Origin of the sequence: Pseudomonas sp. GL-R-19, assembly GCF_019956375.1 — a bacterium.
Lineage (GTDB): Bacteria > Pseudomonadota > Gammaproteobacteria > Pseudomonadales > Pseudomonadaceae > Aquipseudomonas.
The window spans coordinates 1-18,449 of the sequence record NZ_JAHBDJ010000021.1; the positions used below are offsets into that span (position 1 = coordinate 1).

Consider the following 18,449-nt stretch of genomic DNA (forward strand, 5'->3'; position numbering starts at 1 on the left):
TCGGATGCGCTTCGTTATCGTTGAGGGTGTAGCTGTAGCTGATCACCCCGGTCGCCGCGTTGAACCCGGTGATGGTCAGCGTGCTGCCCAACGGGGTGATAATCGATTGTGGGAAGCCGGCAGCCACGCCACCGCTGACCACGGCGATGCCGCCGACGGTCAGGGTCGTGACACCGTCCAGCGCGACCACGGTGAAGGTGCCGTTCTGAGTCAGCGCCGTGGCATCCGGTGCACTGCCGTCGCTGAGGTTTTTCTCGAAGACGGTGAGTTCAGCACCCTGAGCACTCAAACCGCCAATCGTGTCCGGGTCATCGTTGTTGTGGATCTGCAGCACCAGGTTCGCGGTGCTGCTGTCGCCATCGGCGTCTGTCAGCGTATAGGTGAAGGTTTCGGTGCCGTCGCCACCACCGTGCAGGGCTTTGAAGTCGGCATCGCTGGTGTTCAGCGTGTAGGTGTAAGTGCCATTGGCATTGAGCACCAGGGTGCCGTAAGTGCCGGTGAAGGTGCCCGGGGTGATCGGGCCGGTGTTTTCGCCGAGCGTCACGCGGTCGGCGCCTTGCACGTCGTTGCTCAGTACGTTGCCGTTGAGGGTCAGCAGGGTTTCCGAGGCGGTGCCATTGTTGTCATCGACTGCTTTGGGCACGTCGTCGATGATGCTGATATCCAGCGTACCGGTAATGCTGTCGCCATTGCTGTCGCTGGCCACCACGGTGACGTGTTCGGCAAGGCTATTGGCGCCCTCACCGCTTGCGTGGGTTTCGGCACGGTTGAGGGTGTAGCTGTAACTGACCACGCCCGTGGCCGGGTTGTAACTGGTGACGGTCAGTGTGCCGCCCAGCGGGGAGGTGATCGACTGCGGGAAGCCGGCCGCCACGCCGCCGCTGATCAAGTTGATCCCGCCGATGCTGAGGCTGCTCAGCCCGTCTGGCGCATTGATGGTGAAGGTGCCGCTTCGCGTCAGCGAGCCTTCGTTCCTCGCCGAACCGTCGGCCAGGTTGGCTTCATTAACGGTCCGCTCACCGTTCTGCTCCGACAGGCCGTCGAAGGTGACCGGATTGTTCGGCACTTGCGGAACCACCGGCGGCACCACAGGAGCATCGTCCGCTACAACGTTGTTGTCCGGATTAGCGTTCAGGCGCTCTTCGGGAAGTTCGGGAATGCCATTGAAACCGGCAGTGGGGAAGCCGATGATCGGATCGACTCGCCCGCCCACTTCTTCGAGCAGGACGAAACTATGGCCACTGCCCGGGATGCCACCCGGTACACCGGTAGTCGTGGCAGGCCCGGCAGCGGTGGCTTCAGCGGTCTGGGTCGGGTCGTCGCCGACCGCAATGGCTTTTTGCAGCTGTGCGACATCCGTCAGTTGCGCTTCGCTCGGCGTCACCGCCTCGGACGAGTCCACATGGGGAATCTGATTGGCGAGCAGCTGCGAGGTCATCTGCATGCTGCTGCCGCGCCCGAGGGTCAGTTCCTGGCCATTTTGCAGATGCACCGCCACCGCGCCCTCGACGCCGGTGCTCAGTTGGTCGCCGGCGAACAACCGGTCCCCTTCGACCAAAGCACGCCGGGTGCCATCGCTCGCAACCGCGAACACCTGACCGATGACCTTACTGACGATACCGATGAGCGTAGCCATGTGCACTTCCTCCGCTGCCAACCGCTGTCGGCAGCTTGTTTGTGCGAAGAACGTGCTCACGGCTCAAGCAGGTTGTCTGGCGGATCGTGTTCCAGGTACCGGTTTACATGAGTAAGCCGAGGCCCCGGCAACGATCTCGCCCAGCCAGTCGCTCACGGCGCTGTTTACGATTTTGGGGAAAACCCTCTGCAATCAACGGCATCGGATCCCTGTGCGCAACAACGTTGCCTGTGAGCGATGCGTAACGATCTTGAATCATCCAAGTGACAAAAAACCGTCGCCACCAGATCGCTCGCCTCCCTCCCCTCCAGCACTTCTCCGCTCTATGTCGATAAGTGGATTGGAACTTTCCTTAAAACCCGTAGAGCGCCCAATAGCTCATAAAACAAGGGCTTTCGCATTGAACAATGTGCTGGATTTTGCAGGGCGCATAAGTTTTTTTTTGCATAGCGGTTATGAAAAAAATTTCTTAGCTACGCTCCAGAATGTTCTTAGCTCTTTTGTTAAAGATGTGAAACAACCTTAACTATAAATGTCGTCAAATAATTGGCGACTGATAAGCACCATCAGGAATCAGGGAGATGCAACATGCGCCTATTAACCCCCCTCTGCAGCGCGGTTCTCTTGGCCATGGCCTGCTCGTCCCAGGTTCAGGCCATGACGCTGACTGAAGCGATCCAGAGCACCATCGCGACCCACCCGGAGCTGGCATCACGGGTGGACAGCCGTCTGTCGGCTGATGAGGACGTGAAGGTCGCCAAAGGGGGCTTTTATCCTTCGGTTGATTTGAACGCTGCCTACGGGCGCGCGTATAGCGATAACACCAATACCCGGGCGCTCACCCCCAGCGGGCACAACACCGAAACCCTCAACTACACCCAGTCGGAATTGCGCCTGCGACAAATGCTCTTTGACGGGTTCAACACTGCCAATGAGGTCGGACGCACCCAGGATGTGGTCAACTCGCGAGCCTATTACGCTCAGGGGACGGCTCAGGATCTGGCCCTGCGCACCACCGAGGTTTACCTCGAAGTACTCAAGCGCCGCGAACTGGTGACACTGGCCAAGAACAACCTGCAAGCGCACTTGCGGGTCAACGACCAGATCGGCCTGCGCACCCAGCGCGGCGTGGGCAGCAACGCCGATGCCGACCAGTCCGCGGCTCGCCGGGCACTGGCAGAAAACAACCTCGACACCGCCGAAGTCGATCTGGCTGACGCCGAGTCGAACTTCTACGCCGTTGTGGGGCGCATGCCCGATGAACTCGAAACCCCGCCGTCGATTCGCGGCGAAGTCCCCACCTCCCTGCCCGAAGCCCAGCAGAGCATGGTGGAAAACAACCCTTACCTGAAATCCGCCCAAGCCGACGTGCAATCGGCCGAAAGCCAGTACGAAGTCGCCAAGTCGCCGTTCTACCCACGCCTCGACGCCGAGGCTGCCGTGGGCGCGAACAACAACGTGCAGGGTGACGAAGGCCACGACAATGAATGGCGGGTCGGCGTGATCATGAACTACAACCTGTTCCGCGGCGGCAGTGACAAGGCGCGCCTGGCCTCCGACTCGCACAAGATCAACCAGGCCATGGACATCCGTAACAATGCCCTGCGCCAGCTCAACGAGAACATTCACCTGGCCTGGAACGCCATGGTCAATGCCAAGAAACAAACCCCGACCGCCCGTGAATACGCCGACACCAGCAAACGCGTACGCATCGCCTACCAGGATCAATTCGGCCTCGGTCAACGGACTCTGCTGGACCTGCTGGACAGTGAAAACGAACTCTACAATGCCAACCGTCGCTACACCGAAGTGCGCTACACCGAAGAGTTTTCGATGTACCGAGTCCTGGCGAACATGGGCCAGTTGTTGAGCAAACAACGGGTCGTACTGCCCGCCGACGCGATCGCCCAGACCGAAGTGAAAAACGAAGCTCGTCTGCCTGAAATGAAATAACCGAAATACCCGTGTAGGAGCTGCCGCAGGCTGCGATCTTTTGACTTTGCTTTTGAGCAGTCAAGATCAAAAGATCGCAGCCTGCGGCAGCTCCTACAGTGAGATATGCAGATACCTGTCGATTGCCGCAGAGCAACGGGAGCATTCAATGACCAGCATGGAACCCGGCAACACCGGTGTCGATCCACGCCTGAGCTTCGATGACCCGCTTCTGGACGGTCTGCTGATCCTCTGCAAACTCCACGGCGCGACGGTCAGTCGCGCCAGCCTGAGTGCCGGGCTCCCCATGGCACACCAACGCCTGAGCCTGGACCTGCTGCCCCGTGCAGCGGCCCGGGCCGGTTTACAGGCGCGCTTGCTGCGCCGTGACCTCAAAGACATCTCCCCGCTCAATCTGCCCGTACTGCTATTGCTCGACAACGGCCGCACGGCGGTCCTGCGCCGGTATGGCGAGGACGGCAAGGTGCTGATCCTTCCCAGCGAAGCCGACGGCGGCGAACAATGGCTCAGCCTTGAGGAACTGGCCGAACACTACAGTGGCCAGGCATTGTTTGCCCGGCCACGCCACGAACTCGAAGACCTGCGCTCGCCGTTGGTGCCACGGGTGCAGGCCTGGTTTCGCGATACGCTGAAGCTGTCGAAATGGTTGTACAGCGATGCGATCCTGGCGAGCTTCCTGATCAACCTGCTGGGATTGATGGTGCCGCTGTTCGTGATGCAGACCTACGACCGCGTAGTGCCGAACCAGGCCACTTCGACCTTGTGGGTGCTGACGATCGGTCTGCTGATCGGCACCGCGTTCGAGCTGGTACTGCGAGTCGTGCGCGCGCACTTGCTGGATTCCGCCGGCAAGAAAACCGACGTGATCCTGTCGGCCACCCTGTTCGAGCGCATCACCGGCATGGCGATGAAAGCGCGACCGGCGACCATCGGTGGCTTCGCCCAAAGCATTCATGACTTCCAGGGCCTGCGGGAGTTTCTCACCGCCGTGACCCTCACCAGCCTGATCGACCTGCCCTTCTGCCTGCTGATGCTGCTGGTGATCGGCCTGCTCGGTGGCTGGCTGGTGGTGATCCCGATCCTGGCGTTTCCGATCACAATCATTTTCGCCATGGTGATCCAGGTACGTCTGCGCGACACCGTACAGAAAAGCCTCAGCCTCGGCGCCGAACGCCAGGCCCTGTTGATCGAAACCCTCAGCGGCCTGGAAACCCTCAAGGCCTGCAGCGCCGAAAGCGAACGCCAGCACAAATGGGAAAGCACCCACGGCGCCCTCACCCGCCTCGACAGCCACGCGCGCAACCTCTCGGCCCTGGCTACCAATGGCACGCTGTTCATCCAGCAACTGTCCGGCATGGCGACCATCGTCGCCGGGGTCTACAGCATCATCGCCGGCAACCTCAGCGTCGGTGCCCTGGTGGCCAGCTACATGCTCGGCAGTCGGGTGCTGGCGCCGCTGGGGCAGATCGCCGGCCTGATCACCCGCTACCAGCAAGCGCAACTGACCATGAAAAGCACCGACGCGCTAATGGGCCTGCCCCAGGAACGCGACGCCAAACAACGGCCGCTGGAGCGCACCCAACTGCAAGGCGCGCTGGATGTTGTAGGGGTGACGTTCCACTACAACGGCCAGAGCTCTCCTGCCCTGGCCAATGTCAGCTTCAGTGTGAAACCCGGCGAGCGTATCGGCATCATCGGTCGCAGCGGCTCAGGTAAAAGCACCCTGGCGCGACTGGTGATGGGCTTCTATGAACCGGATGAAGGCCAGTTGCTGCTCGATGGCCTGGACCTGCGACAACTGGACGTCGCCGACCTGCGCCATCAAATCGGTTACGTCGCCCACGACCTGCCGCTGCTGGCCGGCAGCCTGCGCGACAACCTGACCCTCGGCGCGCGCTATATCAGCGACTCACGCATGCTCGAAGTGGCGGAAATGACCGGCGTCACCGAGCTGGCCCGGCAACACCCGCAAGGCTTCGACCGGCCCGTGGGCGAACGTGGGCAACTGCTGTCCGGCGGCCAGCGCCAAGCCGTATTGATGGCCCGGTCCATGTTGCTCGACCCGCCCATCATGCTGCTCGACGAGCCCACCAGCGCCATGGACAACAGCAGCGAAGACGTCCTGCGGCAAAAACTTCACGGCTGGGTCCAGGGCAAAACTCTCCTGCTGGTGACCCACCGCACCTCAATGCTGAGCCTGGTGGACCGGTTGGTGGTGCTGGACAACGGACGGATCGTCGCCGACGGCCCGAAAGAAGCGGTCATCGATGCACTGCGCAAGGGCCGTGTCGGCTCTGCGGCCGTCTAGGAGTCGTCCATGTCTGCCGATCAAGGATCCCGTGGCTACTTTGACAGTTTCAACAAAAGTGCCGAAACCGAGTTCATGCCGGAAACCGCCGGCGCCTCGTTGCAAGACTCACCGCGCTGGTCGCGCATCACCGTGTGGCTGGCCGCCGCGCTGGTGATCAGCGCACTGGTCTGGGCCAGATTCGCCGTGTTGCAGGAAGTGACCATGGGCGAAGGCAAGGCGATTCCGTCGAGCAAAGTCCAGGTGATCCAGAACCTGGAGGGCGGCATCGTCACTGAAATTTTCGTCCGTGAAGGACAAATGGTGAACAAGGGCGACACCTTGCTGCGCCTGGATGACACCCGCTACCTGTCGAACAAGGGCGAAAGCGAAGCCGATCGCTATGCATTGACCGCGCAGGTCGAACGGCTTTCGGCCGAAGCCGAAGGCCGGCCGTTCAAGCTGTCAGAAGAAGTGATCGCCAAGGCTCCGCAAGTGGCAGAAGACGAGCGCTCGCTGTACGAGCAGCGGCAACGCCGACTGGCCAGCGAGCAGCGCACCCTGACCGAGCAACTTCGGCAAAAAACCCAGGAGTTGGCGGAGTTCCGCTCGAAGCAGGGTCAATTCAGTTCAAGCCTGGCGCTGCTGCAACAGGAAATGAACATGTCCACGCCGCTGGTAGGCACGGGTGCGGTGTCACCGGTGGAAATCCTGCGCCTCAAGCGCAGCGCGGTGGAAATACGTGGCTCGTTGAACGCCACCACCCTGGCGATTCCCCGGGCGGAATCGGCGATCAACGAGATCAAAAGCAAGATCGATGAGTCGGAACAGACCTTCCGCTCGGAAGCTGCCAAAGAACTGAACGAGAAACGCACCGACCTGTCGAAAATCACGGCATCGAGCATCGCCATCGACGACCGCGTGACCCGTACCACCGTGGTCTCCCCGGTTCACGGCATCATCAAGGTGTTGAAGGTCAACACCATCGGCGGCGTGGTCCAGCCCGGCAGTGACATGGTGGAAATCGTGCCGCTGGAAGACAACCTGCTGATCGAAGCCAAGGTCCGCCCGCAGGACGTTGCATTCCTGCATCCGGGCCAGAAAGCCATGGTCAAGTTCAGTGCCTATGACTACACCATTTACGGCGGCCTGAGCGCCAAGCTGGAATTGATCGGCGCCGACACCATCACCGACGACAAGGGCAACAGCTTCTATCTGATTCAGGTGCGTACCGATAAAAACCATCTGGGCGGGGATGTGAAACCGCTGCTGATCATCCCGGGGATGGTGGCAACGGTGGACATCATTACCGGGGAGAAAACGGTGCTGGATTACTTGCTTAAACCGGTGTTGAAGGCGCGGACCGAGGCGATGCGGGAAAGGTAAGATCAAATGATCGCAGCCTTCGGCAGCTCCTACAGGGGATCGCGTATTACCTGTAGGAGCTGCCGAAGGCTTGGTTCGCGCTCGGGCGATCTTTTGATCTTTAACCACCGTGATTACGCTGGTAAACCTCCTCCCCCATCGCCGCGATCTGCCCCTCGATCAACGCCTCGAACGGCTTCAACAACGGCGCAAACGAAGTCGGCGCCTCGAGGGTTTCCAGCGCTTGCACAATCGCCTCCACCGTCGATAACGCTCCCGGCCCCGGCGCCTTGCGCAGCCGATAACGGGACACTCCGCCTTCGGCCAGCGTCACCCTCGGCAACGCCGCCAGCAACGGGTTGAGGTGCAACATCTTGCGCGCTTTGCGCCAGGTGCCGTCCGGGACCACCAGCAACAGCGGTTCGTCTGTCGCGGCACAGGCTTGCATCGGCTGCGCATCGTCACCGGGAAACAACAACCGCGCCCGATACCCCGGCTGACTCAACAACGTCGGCAAGTCCTCGAACACTTCCCCCACGATCAACTCGGCATTGTTCAAGCCCAACGCCGCCAGCCGCGCCGTATTCAGCGCATGGCTCACTTCGCTCGGATGCTGCAACAGCAACACCCGGGTGCGGCTGTCGAGGCTTGGGATCAATGGGCACAGGCAGTGGCTTTGCGGGCGCAGGCAGCGCGGGCACTGGATTCTGGACATCTTCTCAGGCCTGATTCAGTTGGGCTTTAAGCAAGTCGCGGAACGTCTGGATCAGCGGCTCGCGGCTACGCCCCCGACGCACGATCATCGAGAACGGCGCTTGATAACCGAAGGTCGCCGGCAGCAACACCCGTAAGTCCCCCTTGTCGGCCCAGGCCTGGGCGTAGTGCTCCGGCAGGTAACCGATGTAGGCGCCGGACAGCACCAGAATCAACTGGGCTTCCATACTTTCCACGGTCGCGGCGCTGTGTTTGAAGCCGTGACGCGCCAGTTCAGCCTGGCTCCAGTAGCCACGGCCGACCATGCGCTGCTGGGTGATGACTTGCTCGGGAATACGCCGCTCGTTGAACAGTGGATGCCGCGAGCTGCAATACAACCAGTGTTGTTCACGGTACAGCGGCATGTACACCAGACCGCTCATGCGCGTGGAAAATGCGCCGATGGCCAGGTCGAGACGGTTGTCCTGCACGCCGAGTTGCAATTCGTAAGGGCTCATCACCGACAGGTGCAAGTGCACGGCCGGGTGTTCCTGGCTGTAGGCGCCGATGGCTTCGGCGAACGGCAGGGCCTTGTCGCTGACAGTGGAATCGATTACCCCGAGATTCAAGGTACCGCGCAACTCACCCTTGAGGGCGGCAGCGTACTGCTCGAAGCCTTCGAGCTCGCCCAACAGGCGCAGGGTTTCCTGATGGAACAGCTCGCCCTTGCTGGTCAGGCTGAAACCGCCACGACCACGATGGCACAGCACCAGGCCAAGAGCCGCTTCGAGCTGGCTCATGTAGGTGCTGATGGCCGACGTCGAGAGATTGAGCTCCTGCTGGGCATTGGCGAAGCCCTGATGGCGCACCACGCTGACGAAGATGCGCAATAGTTTCAGGTCAGGTAAAGCGTTGGCCATTGGGGCTCTCCAAACACCGCTCGAATTTCAGCTGGCTCTGGCTACAGCCAGGTAGGAGCTGCCGCAGGCTGCGATCTTTTGATCTTGACTCTGTGCGGTCTGAGATCGCTGAAGACCGCTGAAAATCAAAAGATCGCAGCCTGCGGCAGCTCCTACAGGTTTATCTGCAGCTTTCGTGTTGCAGTGAAGTCTATCGACCTCGCGCACATTAGTTTAGAAAAATCTGAACTAAGTATTTGCCCATAGCGATTCTTCCCGGCCACTACATTTCGCAGAATCGGCGCCACAAGGTTCGCCCGTACTCCCGTGTACGGCTTACCTGAATAATTAAAACAACGACGATGAGGTCCTACCCGTGGACAAGATTCTTCACCAGCCACTGGGCGGCAACGAAATGCCGCGCTTCGGCGGCATCGCCACCATGATGCGACTCCCCCATTTGAACACCGCTGCCGGCCTGGACGCTGCCTTCGTAGGTGTGCCACTGGACATCGGCACCTCTCTGCGCCCTGGCACCCGCTTCGGGCCTCGCGATATCCGCACCGAATCGGTGATGATCCGTCCTTACAACATGGCCACCGGTGCTGCGCCGTTCGACTCGCTGTCGGTTGCCGACATCGGCGATGTGGCGATCAACACCTTCAACCTGCTGGACGCCGTACGCATCATCGAAGAAGCCTACGACGACATCCTCGAACACAACGTGATCCCCCTGACCCTGGGCGGCGACCACACCATCACCCTGCCGATCCTGCGTGCCATCCATAAGAAGCACGGCAAGGTCGGTCTGGTGCACATCGACGCTCACGCCGATGTGAACGACCACATGTTCGGCGAGAAAATCGCCCACGGCACCACCTTCCGTCGCGCCGTTGAAGAAGGCTTGCTGGATCCGGACCGTGTCGTGCAGATTGGCCTGCGCGCCCAGGGCTACACCGCTGACGACTTCAACTGGAGCCGCAAACAGGGCTTCCGTGTGGTTCAGGCCGAAGAGTGCTGGCACAAATCGCTGGAGCCCTTGATGGCTGAAGTCCGCGAGAAAGTCGGCGGCGGTCCTGTCTACCTCAGCTTTGACATCGACGGCATCGACCCAGCCTGGGCACCGGGCACCGGCACTCCGGAAATCGGTGGTCTGACGACCATTCAGGCGATCGAGATCGTTCGTGGCTGCCAGGGCCTCGACCTGGTCGGTTGCGATCTGGTAGAAGTCTCGCCCGCTTATGACACCACCGGTAACACCTCGCTGCTGGCCGCCAACCTGCTGTACGAAATGCTCTGCGTACTGCCTGGCGTAGTCCACCGCTGAGGATCGGTCATGAACGAACGTGATCAGGTTCTGAAAGCCGCCGCCGATCTGGTGTCCGCTTTTGCCCGTAACGATCGCGAAGCCTACTTCGGCGCGTTCAGTGCCGATGCCAGCTTCGTCTTCTACACCCTCGAACAGCCCCTGCTGTCGCGCGACGCCTATCAGGCGCTGTGGGACAACTGGCGCGCCGAGGATGGCTTCGAGGTGCTTTCGTGCACCTCAAGCAACGCTTTCGTCAGCCTGCAGGGTGACGTGGCGATTTTCATCCATGACGTGACCACCGAGTTGCGCATGCAAGGGGAGCAACACTTCAGCCAGGAGCGCGAGACGATTGTTTTCAAGAAACAAGCGTCTGGCCAAGAACAACAAGGCCTATGGCTGGCCTGCCACGAACATTTGTCCGCGATGCCGGAAGGGCTGCCACCCCCTTAGCCAACACAGGTGACGCTCACGTTTGATGAGCGCGTCTTTATGATCGGAGCTGATCATGAATAACAACAACAAAGACCAAAGCCTTACGCAAATTGAAACCCACGGGGTCGAACAGATCCCGGACAACGAACGCACCGCAAGCCCGACGGACTTGTTCAGGATGATTTTCGGTGGTTCCAACACCTTCGCCACCGCCGTTCTTGGCAGTTTCCCGGTGCTGTTCGGCCTGTCTTTCCAGGCGGGCGTCTGGGCGATTGTGCTGGGCGTATTGCTGGGTTCGCTGATCCTCGCGCCAATGGGCCTGTTCGGCCCGATCAATGGCACGAACAACGCCGTGTCTTCCGGTGCGCACTTCGGCGTGCACGGGCGGATCGTCGGTTCGTTCCTGTCGCTGTTAACCGCCATCGCCTTCTTCTCGCTCTCGGTGTGGAGTTCGGGTGATGCGCTGATCGGTGGCGCCAAACGCCTGATCGGCCTGCCGGAAACCGACCTGACCCTGGGCCTGGCCTATGGTCTGTTCGCGATTCTGGTACTGACCGTATGCATCTATGGCTTTCGTTTTCTGCTGTGGGTCAACAAGATCGCGGTGTGGAGCGCCAGCCTGCTGTTCCTGCTGGGTGTCTTCGCTTTCGCCGGTCCCTTCGATGCGAACTACGCCGGCACCGTCAACATGGGCCAACCCGGTTTCTGGGCTGCCTTTATCGGTGCTGCGCTGGTGGCCATGAGCAACCCGATTTCCTTCGGTGCGTTCCTCGGCGACTGGTCGCGCTACATCCCGCGTGACACCTCCAAGCGCCGCATCATGGCGGCGGTGGTGATTTCGCAGATCGCGACGTTCATCCCGTTCCTGTTCGGCCTGACCACCGCGACCATCGTGGCGATCAAGGCGTCGGACTACATCGCAGCCAACAACTATGTCGGCGGTCTGCTGGCGGTATCGCCTGGCTGGTTCTTCCTGCCGGTGTGCCTGATCGCGGTGATCGGCGGCATGTCCACCGGCACCACTTCGCTGTACGGCACCGGCCTGGACATGTCCAGCGTGTTCCCACGTGTACTGTCACGGGTCAAGGCCACGCTGCTGATCGGCGTGATGTCGATTGCCTTCATCTTCATCGGGCGCTTCGCGGCCAACCTGGTGCAGAGCGTGTCGACCTTCGCCGTGCTGATCATCACCTGCACCACCCCGTGGATGGTGATCATGATCATCGGCCTGCTGGTGCGTCGCGGCTTCTACTGCCCGGATGACCTGCAAGTGTTCACCCGCGGCGAGAAAGGTGGCCGTTACTGGTTCACCCACGGCTGGAACTGGCGTGGCCTGGGCGCCTGGATCCCGAGCGCGGCCGTCGGCCTGTGCTTTGTGAACCTGCCGGGGCAGTTTGTCGGGCCGCTGGGCGAAATGGCCGGTGGTATCGACATCAGCCTGCCAGTGACCCTGGGCCTGGCCTCGGTGGTGTACCTGGCGCTGCTGAGCCTGTTCCCGGAAGCGCGCGAAGTGTTCGGCCCGAACGATTCACGCAGCAAGAGCACGGATTCGCTCGCTAAACCGGCGATGCGTCAAGCCGCCTGATTTTTTGAAGACAGGGCCATGAGGTGACCTCTGTGGCGAGGGAGCTTGCTCCCGCTCGACTGCGAAGCAGTCGCAAAACAGGCTAATGGGTTTCTCCTGAAGAAATGCCTTTGCAGGGTTTGGGGCTGCTTCGCAGCCCGGCGGGAGCAAGCTCCCTCGCCACAATGGGGTTCTTTTCCATCACTGCAGTTTTAGTTCCACCATAAAAAAGACAATCGGAGAAACGCCATAATGGCTTTGGATTTATTCGTCGTACTCATCTACGCCGCCGCGATGCTGATACTCGGCTACTACGGCATGCGCAAGGCCAAGACCCACGAGGACTACCTGGTCGCCGGTCGTAACCTCGGCCCGAGCCTGTACATGGGCACCATGGCCGCCACCGTCCTGGGCGGTGCGTCCACCGTGGGCACCGTGCGTCTGGGTTACGTGCATGGCATCTCCGGTTTCTGGCTCTGCGCCGCACTGGGTTGCGGGATCATTGCGCTGAACCTGTTCCTCGCCAAACCATTGCTGAAACTGAAGGTGTTCACCGTCACCCAGGTGCTGGAAAAACGCTATAACCCAATGGCCCGCACCGCCAGTGCGACTATCATGCTGGCCTACGCCCTGATGATCGGCGTGGTTTCAATCCTGGCCATTGGCACCGTACTGCAAGTACTGTTCGACCTGCCATTCTGGGTCTCTGTACTGGTGGGTGGCGGTATCGTCGTCATCTACTCGACCATCGGCGGCATGTGGTCGCTGACCCTGACCGATATTGTGCAGTTCGGTATCCAGACCGTCGGCCTGATGTTCCTGCTACTGCCGATCTGCCTGTACCGCGTGGGTGGTTGGGATCAACTGGTTGCCCAACTACCGGCTGCGAGCTTCAGCTTCACCAGCATTGGCTGGGACACCATCATCACCTACTTCATGATCTACTTCTTCGGCATCCTGATCGGCCAGGACATCTGGCAACGGGTATTCACCGCGCGCAGCGAGAAAGTTGCCAAGTACGCCGGTACTTCGGCCGGTATCTACTGCATCATCTATGGCCTGGTTTGCGCACTGATCGGTATGGCTGCACACGTGCTGATCCCGGACCTGGACAATGTCAACAATGCCTTCGCCGCTATCGTCAAAGTCTCGCTGCCGGACGGCATCCGTGGCCTGGTGATCGCTGCGGCCCTGGCGGCCATGATGTCCACCGCCAGCGCCGGCTTGCTGGCTGCGTCCACCACCTTGACCGAAGACCTGCTGCCAAAGTTGCGCGGAGGCAAAGAGTCGAACATTGCTACCAACCGCTTGTTTACCCTGCTGACCGGCATTGTCGTGCTGGGCATCGCATTGGTGGTCAATGACGTCATCAGCGCGCTGACTCTGGCCTACAACCTGCTGGTAGGCGGCATGCTGATCCCGCTGATGGGGGCGATCTTCTGGAAACGCGCCACCACGGCCGGTGCAATCGCCGCCATGGCATTGGGCTTCATTACCGCCCTGATATTCATGTTCAAGGACGGAATGGATGCCAACTCGCCGATCTACTTCAGTCTCGGTGTCAGCCTGGTGAGCTTCGTGTTGGTCAGCCTGCTGTCCCGTCGCCCGGTGACTGTGGCCAGCGCTACCTAAACTGAAAAGAATGGAATGACTTTTTCTTCGACGAGTGTGGCGTCGGTTGCCATACTCGTTTTTTTTCGTCTGGAGAAAACATTTATGAAGATTGTTTCTCGCGACCAGTGGTTCGAAGTGAAACATCTCAGTGACGGCATCCGTCTGATTCACGAGCCGTACATCCGCCCCTTCTACCGCTGCAACCTCTGGCACATCCAGGGTAGTGACAAAGACCTGCTGCTGGACAGCGGCTCGGGCCTGGTCAGCCTGCGCGAGCAACTGCCGTGGATCACCGAACGGCCGCTGGTGGCGGTGGCCAGCCATTGCCATTTCGATCACATCGCCGGTCATCACGAATTCACCGAGCGCCTGGTGCATCCGGCCGAGGCGGACATTCTCGCCGCGCCCGATGGCGACAACGACCTGAGCAAAGCCTTTGTCGGCGACGACATGTTCGAAGCCCACCCCGATTGCCCGCTATGCTACGCCGAATACCGGGTCAAAGCGGCACCGGCCACAGGGTTTATCGAAGATGGAGATGTGCTGGACCTGGGCAATCGGGTGTTGCAGGTCGTGCACACACCGGGACACTCGCCGGGTGGCATCTGCCTGTACGAAGCCGCCACCGAGACTTTGTTCAGCGGCGACATCATCTACGACGGCCCGCTGGTCGAAGACGCCTACCATTCCAACCTCGATGATTACGCCCGCAGCCTGCAACGCTTGCACGCGCTGCCGATCCGTACGGTGCATGGTGGACATTTCGGCAGTTTTTCCGGGGAATATTTGCGCAACATGATTGACGAATGGCAGCGCTCACACGGCTAAAGCCTGCTGTACTCAACGGCAGTAACTGCTCCGGCACAGAGAATAAAACCGCCTCCTCCTCGAAGAGCGCTCATGAAAAAAGCTGCCGTTCGTGCTGTCGTGCACCGCTACATCAGCCGCCTGCTGGAAGGCCGGGATGACTTCGACGACAACGTCAGCCTGGCGCAATTGGGATTGGATAAAGAAGATATCGAAGAGCTGATCTTCCATCTGGAAGATGAACTGGGTGTGACGGCGTTGACCGCCAGGGAAGACCGGATGCTCAAGACCGCCAGGACGGCGAATGATTTGAGCCGGTTTTTGCTGGAGATTGGGCGGTATTGAGACTGATCGCCAGGTGCGCCCCTAACAACGACGCAACCTATGTGGCGAGGGAGCTTGCTCCCGCTCGAGTGCGCAGCACTCGTAAAAACCTGCAAACGTGCACCTTGGGGCCGCTTCGCAGCCCAGCGGGACGGTGCGGCGATCCGACAAGCTCCCTCGCCACAGCAAGCCCCTCATCAGTCAGATAACATCAGCCGTTACCGGCGACGCTGCTGGCGTCGGCGCTGTTCGTCGTCAGTACGAACTGGCACGGGTTGCAGAGGCGGCTCGATCAAACCGAGAGCCACGCCCAGGTCATGCAGCCAGTTTTGAATTTTCTCTTTCATGGTGCCCCCTTCAGGGTAGTGCCGAGCGGCCAAAATTCTGTAGCCCCTTCGCACAGATAATAGTCCGAAGTCCTACGCAATGCTCGCGCAAAGTCGCAACGATCTGTTACTGAATCCATCACAATCAGCCTGTGTTCAGGCAATTTCCTGCGCCTGCACCGGTGCCGGCGGAAAAACCACCTGCTGCTGCTCGATCCAGGCATTCAGGTTGGCCCCGACCATGCCCTTGCGCCACATCAGCCAGGTGGTAGCGCTGGCGAACGGCTCGGCCAGCGGATGCACCGCCACACTCTCACGGCCCGGCAGGCTGGCGAGCATCGCCTGCGACATCAGCGCCACACCGGAACCGGCAATCACACACGCCAGCATCCCCGGATAGGACTCGATCTCCATCGCCCGGCCCATGGCCGCGTGGTCATGGGCGAACCAGGCCTCCAGGCGCATGCGGTAGGAGCAGCCCTGGCGAAAGGTGAACACCGAACGACCTTGCACATCCAGTGCGCTGCGCACGGGCGGATGATCGGCCTCGCTGATCAGCACCAGGCGCTCGTCGCACAAGGGCACCCCGTCGAGCCCGGCCAGTTCCATGGGGCCATCCACCAGTGCCGCATCGAGTCGGCCGGTGAGCAGGCCTTCGAGCAATTCACCGCTGGGTCCGGATTGCACTTGCAGGTTCACGGCCGGATACAGGCGGTGGTAGCGCGCCAATAGCCGCGGAAGATGAATCGCCGCTGTGCTGTACATGGTGCCGAGCACGAAGTCGCCCGCCGGTTGCCCGCCCTGCACTGCCGCGCTGGCTTCGTCGCGCAAGGCAAACAGCTTGGCGGTGTAGTCCAGCAGGACTTTTCCCGCAGGCGACAACTGCAAGCGCTGACGCTCGCGCAGGAACAGTTCGACACCCAGTTGCTCCTCCAGCTGTTTGAGCCGGGTCGACAGGTTCGACGGCACTCGATGCAGCCGTTCGGCGGCTCGGGTTATGGACCCTTCTTGCGCCACCGCCTGGAAGATGCGCAATTGGCTGAACTCCACGACACTCTCCAAAAAAGAACAAGTTGCTCACTATTATTCATTTTTAAAGAAAGTCAACCAGTCCTAGCCTGACGGTCATCGATCCTCTGAACGGAATCCAGACCATGTCTCCCTTGATTCGCTTATTCGCCAGTTTCGTTGCCCTGATGATGGCCATGGGCATCGGCCGCTTTGCCCTGACACCGCAACTGCCGCACCTGCTCAGCGAAGGTCAGATCGACCTGACCGCCGCCGGGCTGATTGCCGCTGCCAACTACCTCGGGTATTTCATTGGTGCGGTGGACGCCATGTTCTCCCGGCGTCCACCGCAAGTGCGCCGGCGCTTGCTCGGCGGGTTATGGCTCTGCGTACTGCTGACCCTGGCGTCGTTCTGGGCCAATGGTTTCTGGTCGCACCTGCTGCTGCGCTTCGGCACCGGTGTGGCCAGCGCCTGGGTGCTGGTGATGATCACTGCCCTGAGCCAGCCGCTCGCGGCAGCGGCCGGTCGCCCACGATTAGGCGCCCTGGTCTTCGCCGGACCAGGTTTGGGGATTTTTCTGACAGGTTTACTGGCCTTGGGCTCGAATCTGCTGGGCCAGACCTCCGCTACCTTATGGCTGGTGTACGCCGCCACAGGGCTGGCGATACTGCTGGGGATCCTGCCATTCCTGCCACAACCGGGCGCCACCACGACTGCTGCGCCCAGCGTCAACGCATCGCACACCCAAGGCATCGGTCGTCTGGGCTGGATCTATGGCTTGTACGGATTGGGCTACATCATCCCGGCGACCTTTCTGTCGCAGATGGCCAACGCGCAATTCCATGGCCAATGGCAGGCCGACCTGTTCTGGCCGTGCTTTGGCCTGGCGGCTGCCACGGGTGTGGTGCTGGTGAGTCTGCGTCGCCAAAGACCGGGAGCAACACGCCACTGGTTGATGGCGACGTTATGGCTGCAAGCCGCTGGCGTGTTCGCCTGCCTGCTGGGTAACGGGCCAGGTCTGGCGTTGGGTGTGATCCTGTGCGGCACGCCATTCCTGGCTTGCATGCAACTGGTGATGCAACGCTCCCGGGAACTGGCGCCCCACGCTACCCAGCGCAATGCCGGCCTGCTGACGGCCTGCTTCGCCGTGGGCCAACTGAGCGGGCCATTGCTGGCGGCGCTGAGCAGTCATTTCAGTGGCGGTTTGCAGCCGGCACTGGTGGTCGCCGGCTGCGGTCTGTTGATCGCCGGCGGTCTGTTGCTCGCGCCGGTCAGTGCTGACCGAGGGCTTTGCGCAAACGACGGCGCAGCCACTGCTCAGCGCTGACAAAGGTGATGCCCGTCAACACCAGCACTGCACCGATGACGAAGTTCAGGCTCAGTTCCTCGCCCAGCAGCACCACACCGAACGTGACGCCGAACAATGGCGTCATGAACGAAAACACCGCGATGTTGGCCGCCAGGTAACGGCGCAGTAGCCAGAACCAGATCAGGTAACTGAAGAACGACACGACCACGCCCTGGAACAGCACACTGGCGACCGCCACGCTGGTCAGGCTGACATGGGTGATCTGGCCGCTGAGCAGCGCAATCAACAACAAGCCGAAGAAGCCGACAATCAACTGATAGAACAGCGTCAGGGTCACCGGCGCTTCCGACAGGCGCGAGGCGCGCACCACTACCGTGGTCGCGCCCCAAGCCGCGCCCGCCAGCACACCCAGGGCATCGCCCATCAACATGCGGTAATCAAGGTTGTCCCAGGACACCCCGCCGGCAAAGGCGATGGCAATTCCGACAAAGGCCAGGACAATCCCCAGCCATTGCAACGGGCGCAAACGCTCACTGGGCAGCAACCAGTGCACACCCAATGCGGTGAAGATCGGCGCGGTGTAAAGGAACACCGACATGTGCGCCGCCGTGGTCAGTTGCAGGCCTTCGGAAATGAAGAAGAACTCCAGGCCGAACAAGGCACCGGCCAACAGACCGCCGCGCCATGTCGTACCCACCTGGTTCCAGCCGCCCTTCCAGCAAATCAGCAGCCCGACCAGCAACGCCGACATGCCGGAACGTCCGGCCGCCTGCATCACCGGCGCGATATCGGCCGCCGCCCACTTGATCATTACTTGTTGAACGCCCCAGACCAGGCACAACCCGAGCATCACTTGCAGGGCAAACCCGTCGGCGCTGCGCCGGGTGCCGCTCACCGGAACACCTCGAAGACACAATCCATG

The 18,449-nt window shown here is 60.8% G+C and carries 16 protein-coding genes; 10 read left to right on the forward strand and 6 right to left on the reverse strand.

Going from position 1 to position 18,449, the window contains the following annotated elements:
* Nucleotides 1–1,636: retention module-containing protein (locus tag KGA83_RS12280; protein WP_223529814.1), on the reverse strand; the 1,636-nt coding region annotated here is incomplete at its 3' end.
* A gap of 588 nt (nt 1,637–2,224) precedes the next feature.
* Here KGA83_RS12280 and KGA83_RS12285 point away from each other — a divergent pair.
* The 3 genes from KGA83_RS12285 to KGA83_RS12295 all read left to right on the forward strand — a co-directional run bounded on the left by KGA83_RS12285 (nt 2,225) and on the right by KGA83_RS12295 (nt 7,262).
* On the forward strand, nt 2,225–3,589 hold the full coding sequence (locus KGA83_RS12285) for a TolC family outer membrane protein (protein WP_108218575.1): 1,365 nt from the start codon (nt 2,225–2,227) through the stop codon (nt 3,587–3,589).
* A gap of 148 nt (nt 3,590–3,737) precedes the next feature.
* Nucleotides 3,738–5,897, forward strand: coding sequence for a type I secretion system permease/ATPase (locus KGA83_RS12290; protein ID WP_223529816.1), 2,160 nt, complete (start codon nt 3,738–3,740; stop codon nt 5,895–5,897).
* 9 nt (nt 5,898–5,906) lie between these two features.
* Nucleotides 5,907–7,262 (forward strand): HlyD family type I secretion periplasmic adaptor subunit, encoded by a 1,356-nt coding sequence (locus KGA83_RS12295; protein ID WP_223529818.1) that lies wholly within the window; start codon nt 5,907–5,909, stop codon nt 7,260–7,262.
* A 100-nt stretch (nt 7,263–7,362) separates the two neighbouring features.
* On the opposite strand, the gene KGA83_RS12300 is transcribed toward KGA83_RS12295, so the two are convergent.
* Complete coding sequence (locus KGA83_RS12300) at nt 7,363–7,956, reverse strand: tRNA-uridine aminocarboxypropyltransferase (RefSeq protein ID WP_108218572.1); 594 nt, start codon at nt 7,954–7,956, stop codon at nt 7,363–7,365.
* Between the two features lie 4 nt (nt 7,957–7,960).
* Nucleotides 7,961–8,854: a LysR family transcriptional regulator gene (locus KGA83_RS12305; RefSeq protein WP_218432376.1), complete on the reverse strand. Its 894-nt coding sequence runs from the start codon at nt 8,852–8,854 to the stop codon at nt 7,961–7,963.
* Between the two features lie 355 nt (nt 8,855–9,209).
* On the opposite strand from KGA83_RS12305, the gene speB reads away from it, so the two are divergent.
* From speB to KGA83_RS12335, 6 genes are all read left to right on the forward strand, one after another.
* Entirely contained in the window at nt 9,210–10,160 is a 951-nt protein-coding gene (gene speB, locus KGA83_RS12310; RefSeq protein WP_108218570.1) for an agmatinase, read from the forward strand.
* Nucleotides 10,161–10,169: 9 nt separating this feature from the next.
* Entirely contained in the window at nt 10,170–10,592 is a 423-nt protein-coding gene (locus KGA83_RS12315; RefSeq protein ID WP_223529820.1) for a YybH family protein, read from the forward strand.
* 55 nt (nt 10,593–10,647) lie between these two features.
* On the forward strand, nt 10,648–12,159 hold the full coding sequence (locus tag KGA83_RS12320) for a purine-cytosine permease family protein (RefSeq protein ID WP_223529822.1): 1,512 nt from the start codon (nt 10,648–10,650) through the stop codon (nt 12,157–12,159).
* A gap of 231 nt (nt 12,160–12,390) precedes the next feature.
* Entirely contained in the window at nt 12,391–13,770 is a 1,380-nt protein-coding gene (locus KGA83_RS12325; protein ID WP_108218568.1) for a sodium:solute symporter, read from the forward strand.
* Between the two features lie 84 nt (nt 13,771–13,854).
* A complete protein-coding gene (locus tag KGA83_RS12330) occupies nt 13,855–14,580 on the forward strand; it encodes an MBL fold metallo-hydrolase (RefSeq protein WP_108218567.1) in 726 nt (241 codons plus the stop codon).
* Between the two features lie 72 nt (nt 14,581–14,652).
* Complete coding sequence (locus tag KGA83_RS12335; protein ID WP_108218566.1) at nt 14,653–14,904, forward strand: phosphopantetheine-containing protein; 252 nt, start codon at nt 14,653–14,655, stop codon at nt 14,902–14,904.
* A 197-nt stretch (nt 14,905–15,101) separates the two neighbouring features.
* On the opposite strand, the gene KGA83_RS29830 is transcribed toward KGA83_RS12335, so the two are convergent.
* Together KGA83_RS29830 and ptrR are read right to left on the reverse strand one after the other, a co-directional pair.
* Nucleotides 15,102–15,230 carry a PA1414 family protein gene (locus KGA83_RS29830; protein WP_007972508.1) on the reverse strand — a complete coding sequence of 43 codons (129 nt, stop codon included), beginning with the start codon at nt 15,228–15,230 and terminating at the stop codon, nt 15,102–15,104.
* 135 nt (nt 15,231–15,365) lie between these two features.
* Nucleotides 15,366–16,259, reverse strand: coding sequence for a putrescine utilization regulator PtrR (gene ptrR / locus KGA83_RS12340; protein ID WP_108218565.1), 894 nt, complete (start codon nt 16,257–16,259; stop codon nt 15,366–15,368).
* A 104-nt stretch (nt 16,260–16,363) separates the two neighbouring features.
* On the opposite strand from ptrR, the gene KGA83_RS12345 reads away from it, so the two are divergent.
* Nucleotides 16,364–17,545 (forward strand): MFS transporter, encoded by a 1,182-nt coding sequence (locus tag KGA83_RS12345; RefSeq protein ID WP_223529824.1) that lies wholly within the window; start codon nt 16,364–16,366, stop codon nt 17,543–17,545.
* On the opposite strand, the gene KGA83_RS12350 is transcribed toward KGA83_RS12345, so the two are convergent.
* Nucleotides 17,490–18,422: a DMT family transporter gene (locus KGA83_RS12350; RefSeq protein WP_223529826.1), complete on the reverse strand. Its 933-nt coding sequence runs from the start codon at nt 18,420–18,422 to the stop codon at nt 17,490–17,492. The genes KGA83_RS12345 and KGA83_RS12350 overlap by 56 nt on opposite strands.
* Nucleotides 18,423–18,449: the final 27 nt, after the last annotated feature.

Excerpts from the sequence above, each read along its gene's own strand:
- KGA83_RS12300 (WP_108218572.1), bottom strand. The coding sequence starts at position 7,956 with ATGTCCAGAATCCAGTGCCCGCGCTGCCTGCGCCCGCAAAGCCACTGC.
- KGA83_RS12305 (WP_218432376.1), bottom strand. The coding sequence starts at position 8,854 with ATGGCCAACGCTTTACCTGACCTGAAACTATTGCGCATCTTCGTCAGC.
- KGA83_RS12295 (WP_223529818.1), top strand. The coding sequence starts at position 5,907 with ATGTCTGCCGATCAAGGATCCCGTGGCTACTTTGACAGTTTCAACAAA.
- KGA83_RS12330 (WP_108218567.1), top strand. The coding sequence starts at position 13,855 with ATGAAGATTGTTTCTCGCGACCAGTGGTTCGAAGTGAAACATCTCAGT.
- KGA83_RS12285 (WP_108218575.1), top strand. The coding sequence starts at position 2,225 with ATGCGCCTATTAACCCCCCTCTGCAGCGCGGTTCTCTTGGCCATGGCC.
- KGA83_RS12325 (WP_108218568.1), top strand. The coding sequence starts at position 12,391 with ATGGCTTTGGATTTATTCGTCGTACTCATCTACGCCGCCGCGATGCTG.
- KGA83_RS12335 (WP_108218566.1), top strand. The coding sequence starts at position 14,653 with ATGAAAAAAGCTGCCGTTCGTGCTGTCGTGCACCGCTACATCAGCCGC.
- KGA83_RS12315 (WP_223529820.1), top strand. The coding sequence starts at position 10,170 with ATGAACGAACGTGATCAGGTTCTGAAAGCCGCCGCCGATCTGGTGTCC.
- KGA83_RS29830 (WP_007972508.1), bottom strand. The coding sequence starts at position 15,230 with ATGAAAGAGAAAATTCAAAACTGGCTGCATGACCTGGGCGTGGCTCTC.
- KGA83_RS12345 (WP_223529824.1), top strand. The coding sequence starts at position 16,364 with ATGTCTCCCTTGATTCGCTTATTCGCCAGTTTCGTTGCCCTGATGATG.
- KGA83_RS12290 (WP_223529816.1), top strand. The coding sequence starts at position 3,738 with ATGACCAGCATGGAACCCGGCAACACCGGTGTCGATCCACGCCTGAGC.
- KGA83_RS12320 (WP_223529822.1), top strand. The coding sequence starts at position 10,648 with ATGAATAACAACAACAAAGACCAAAGCCTTACGCAAATTGAAACCCAC.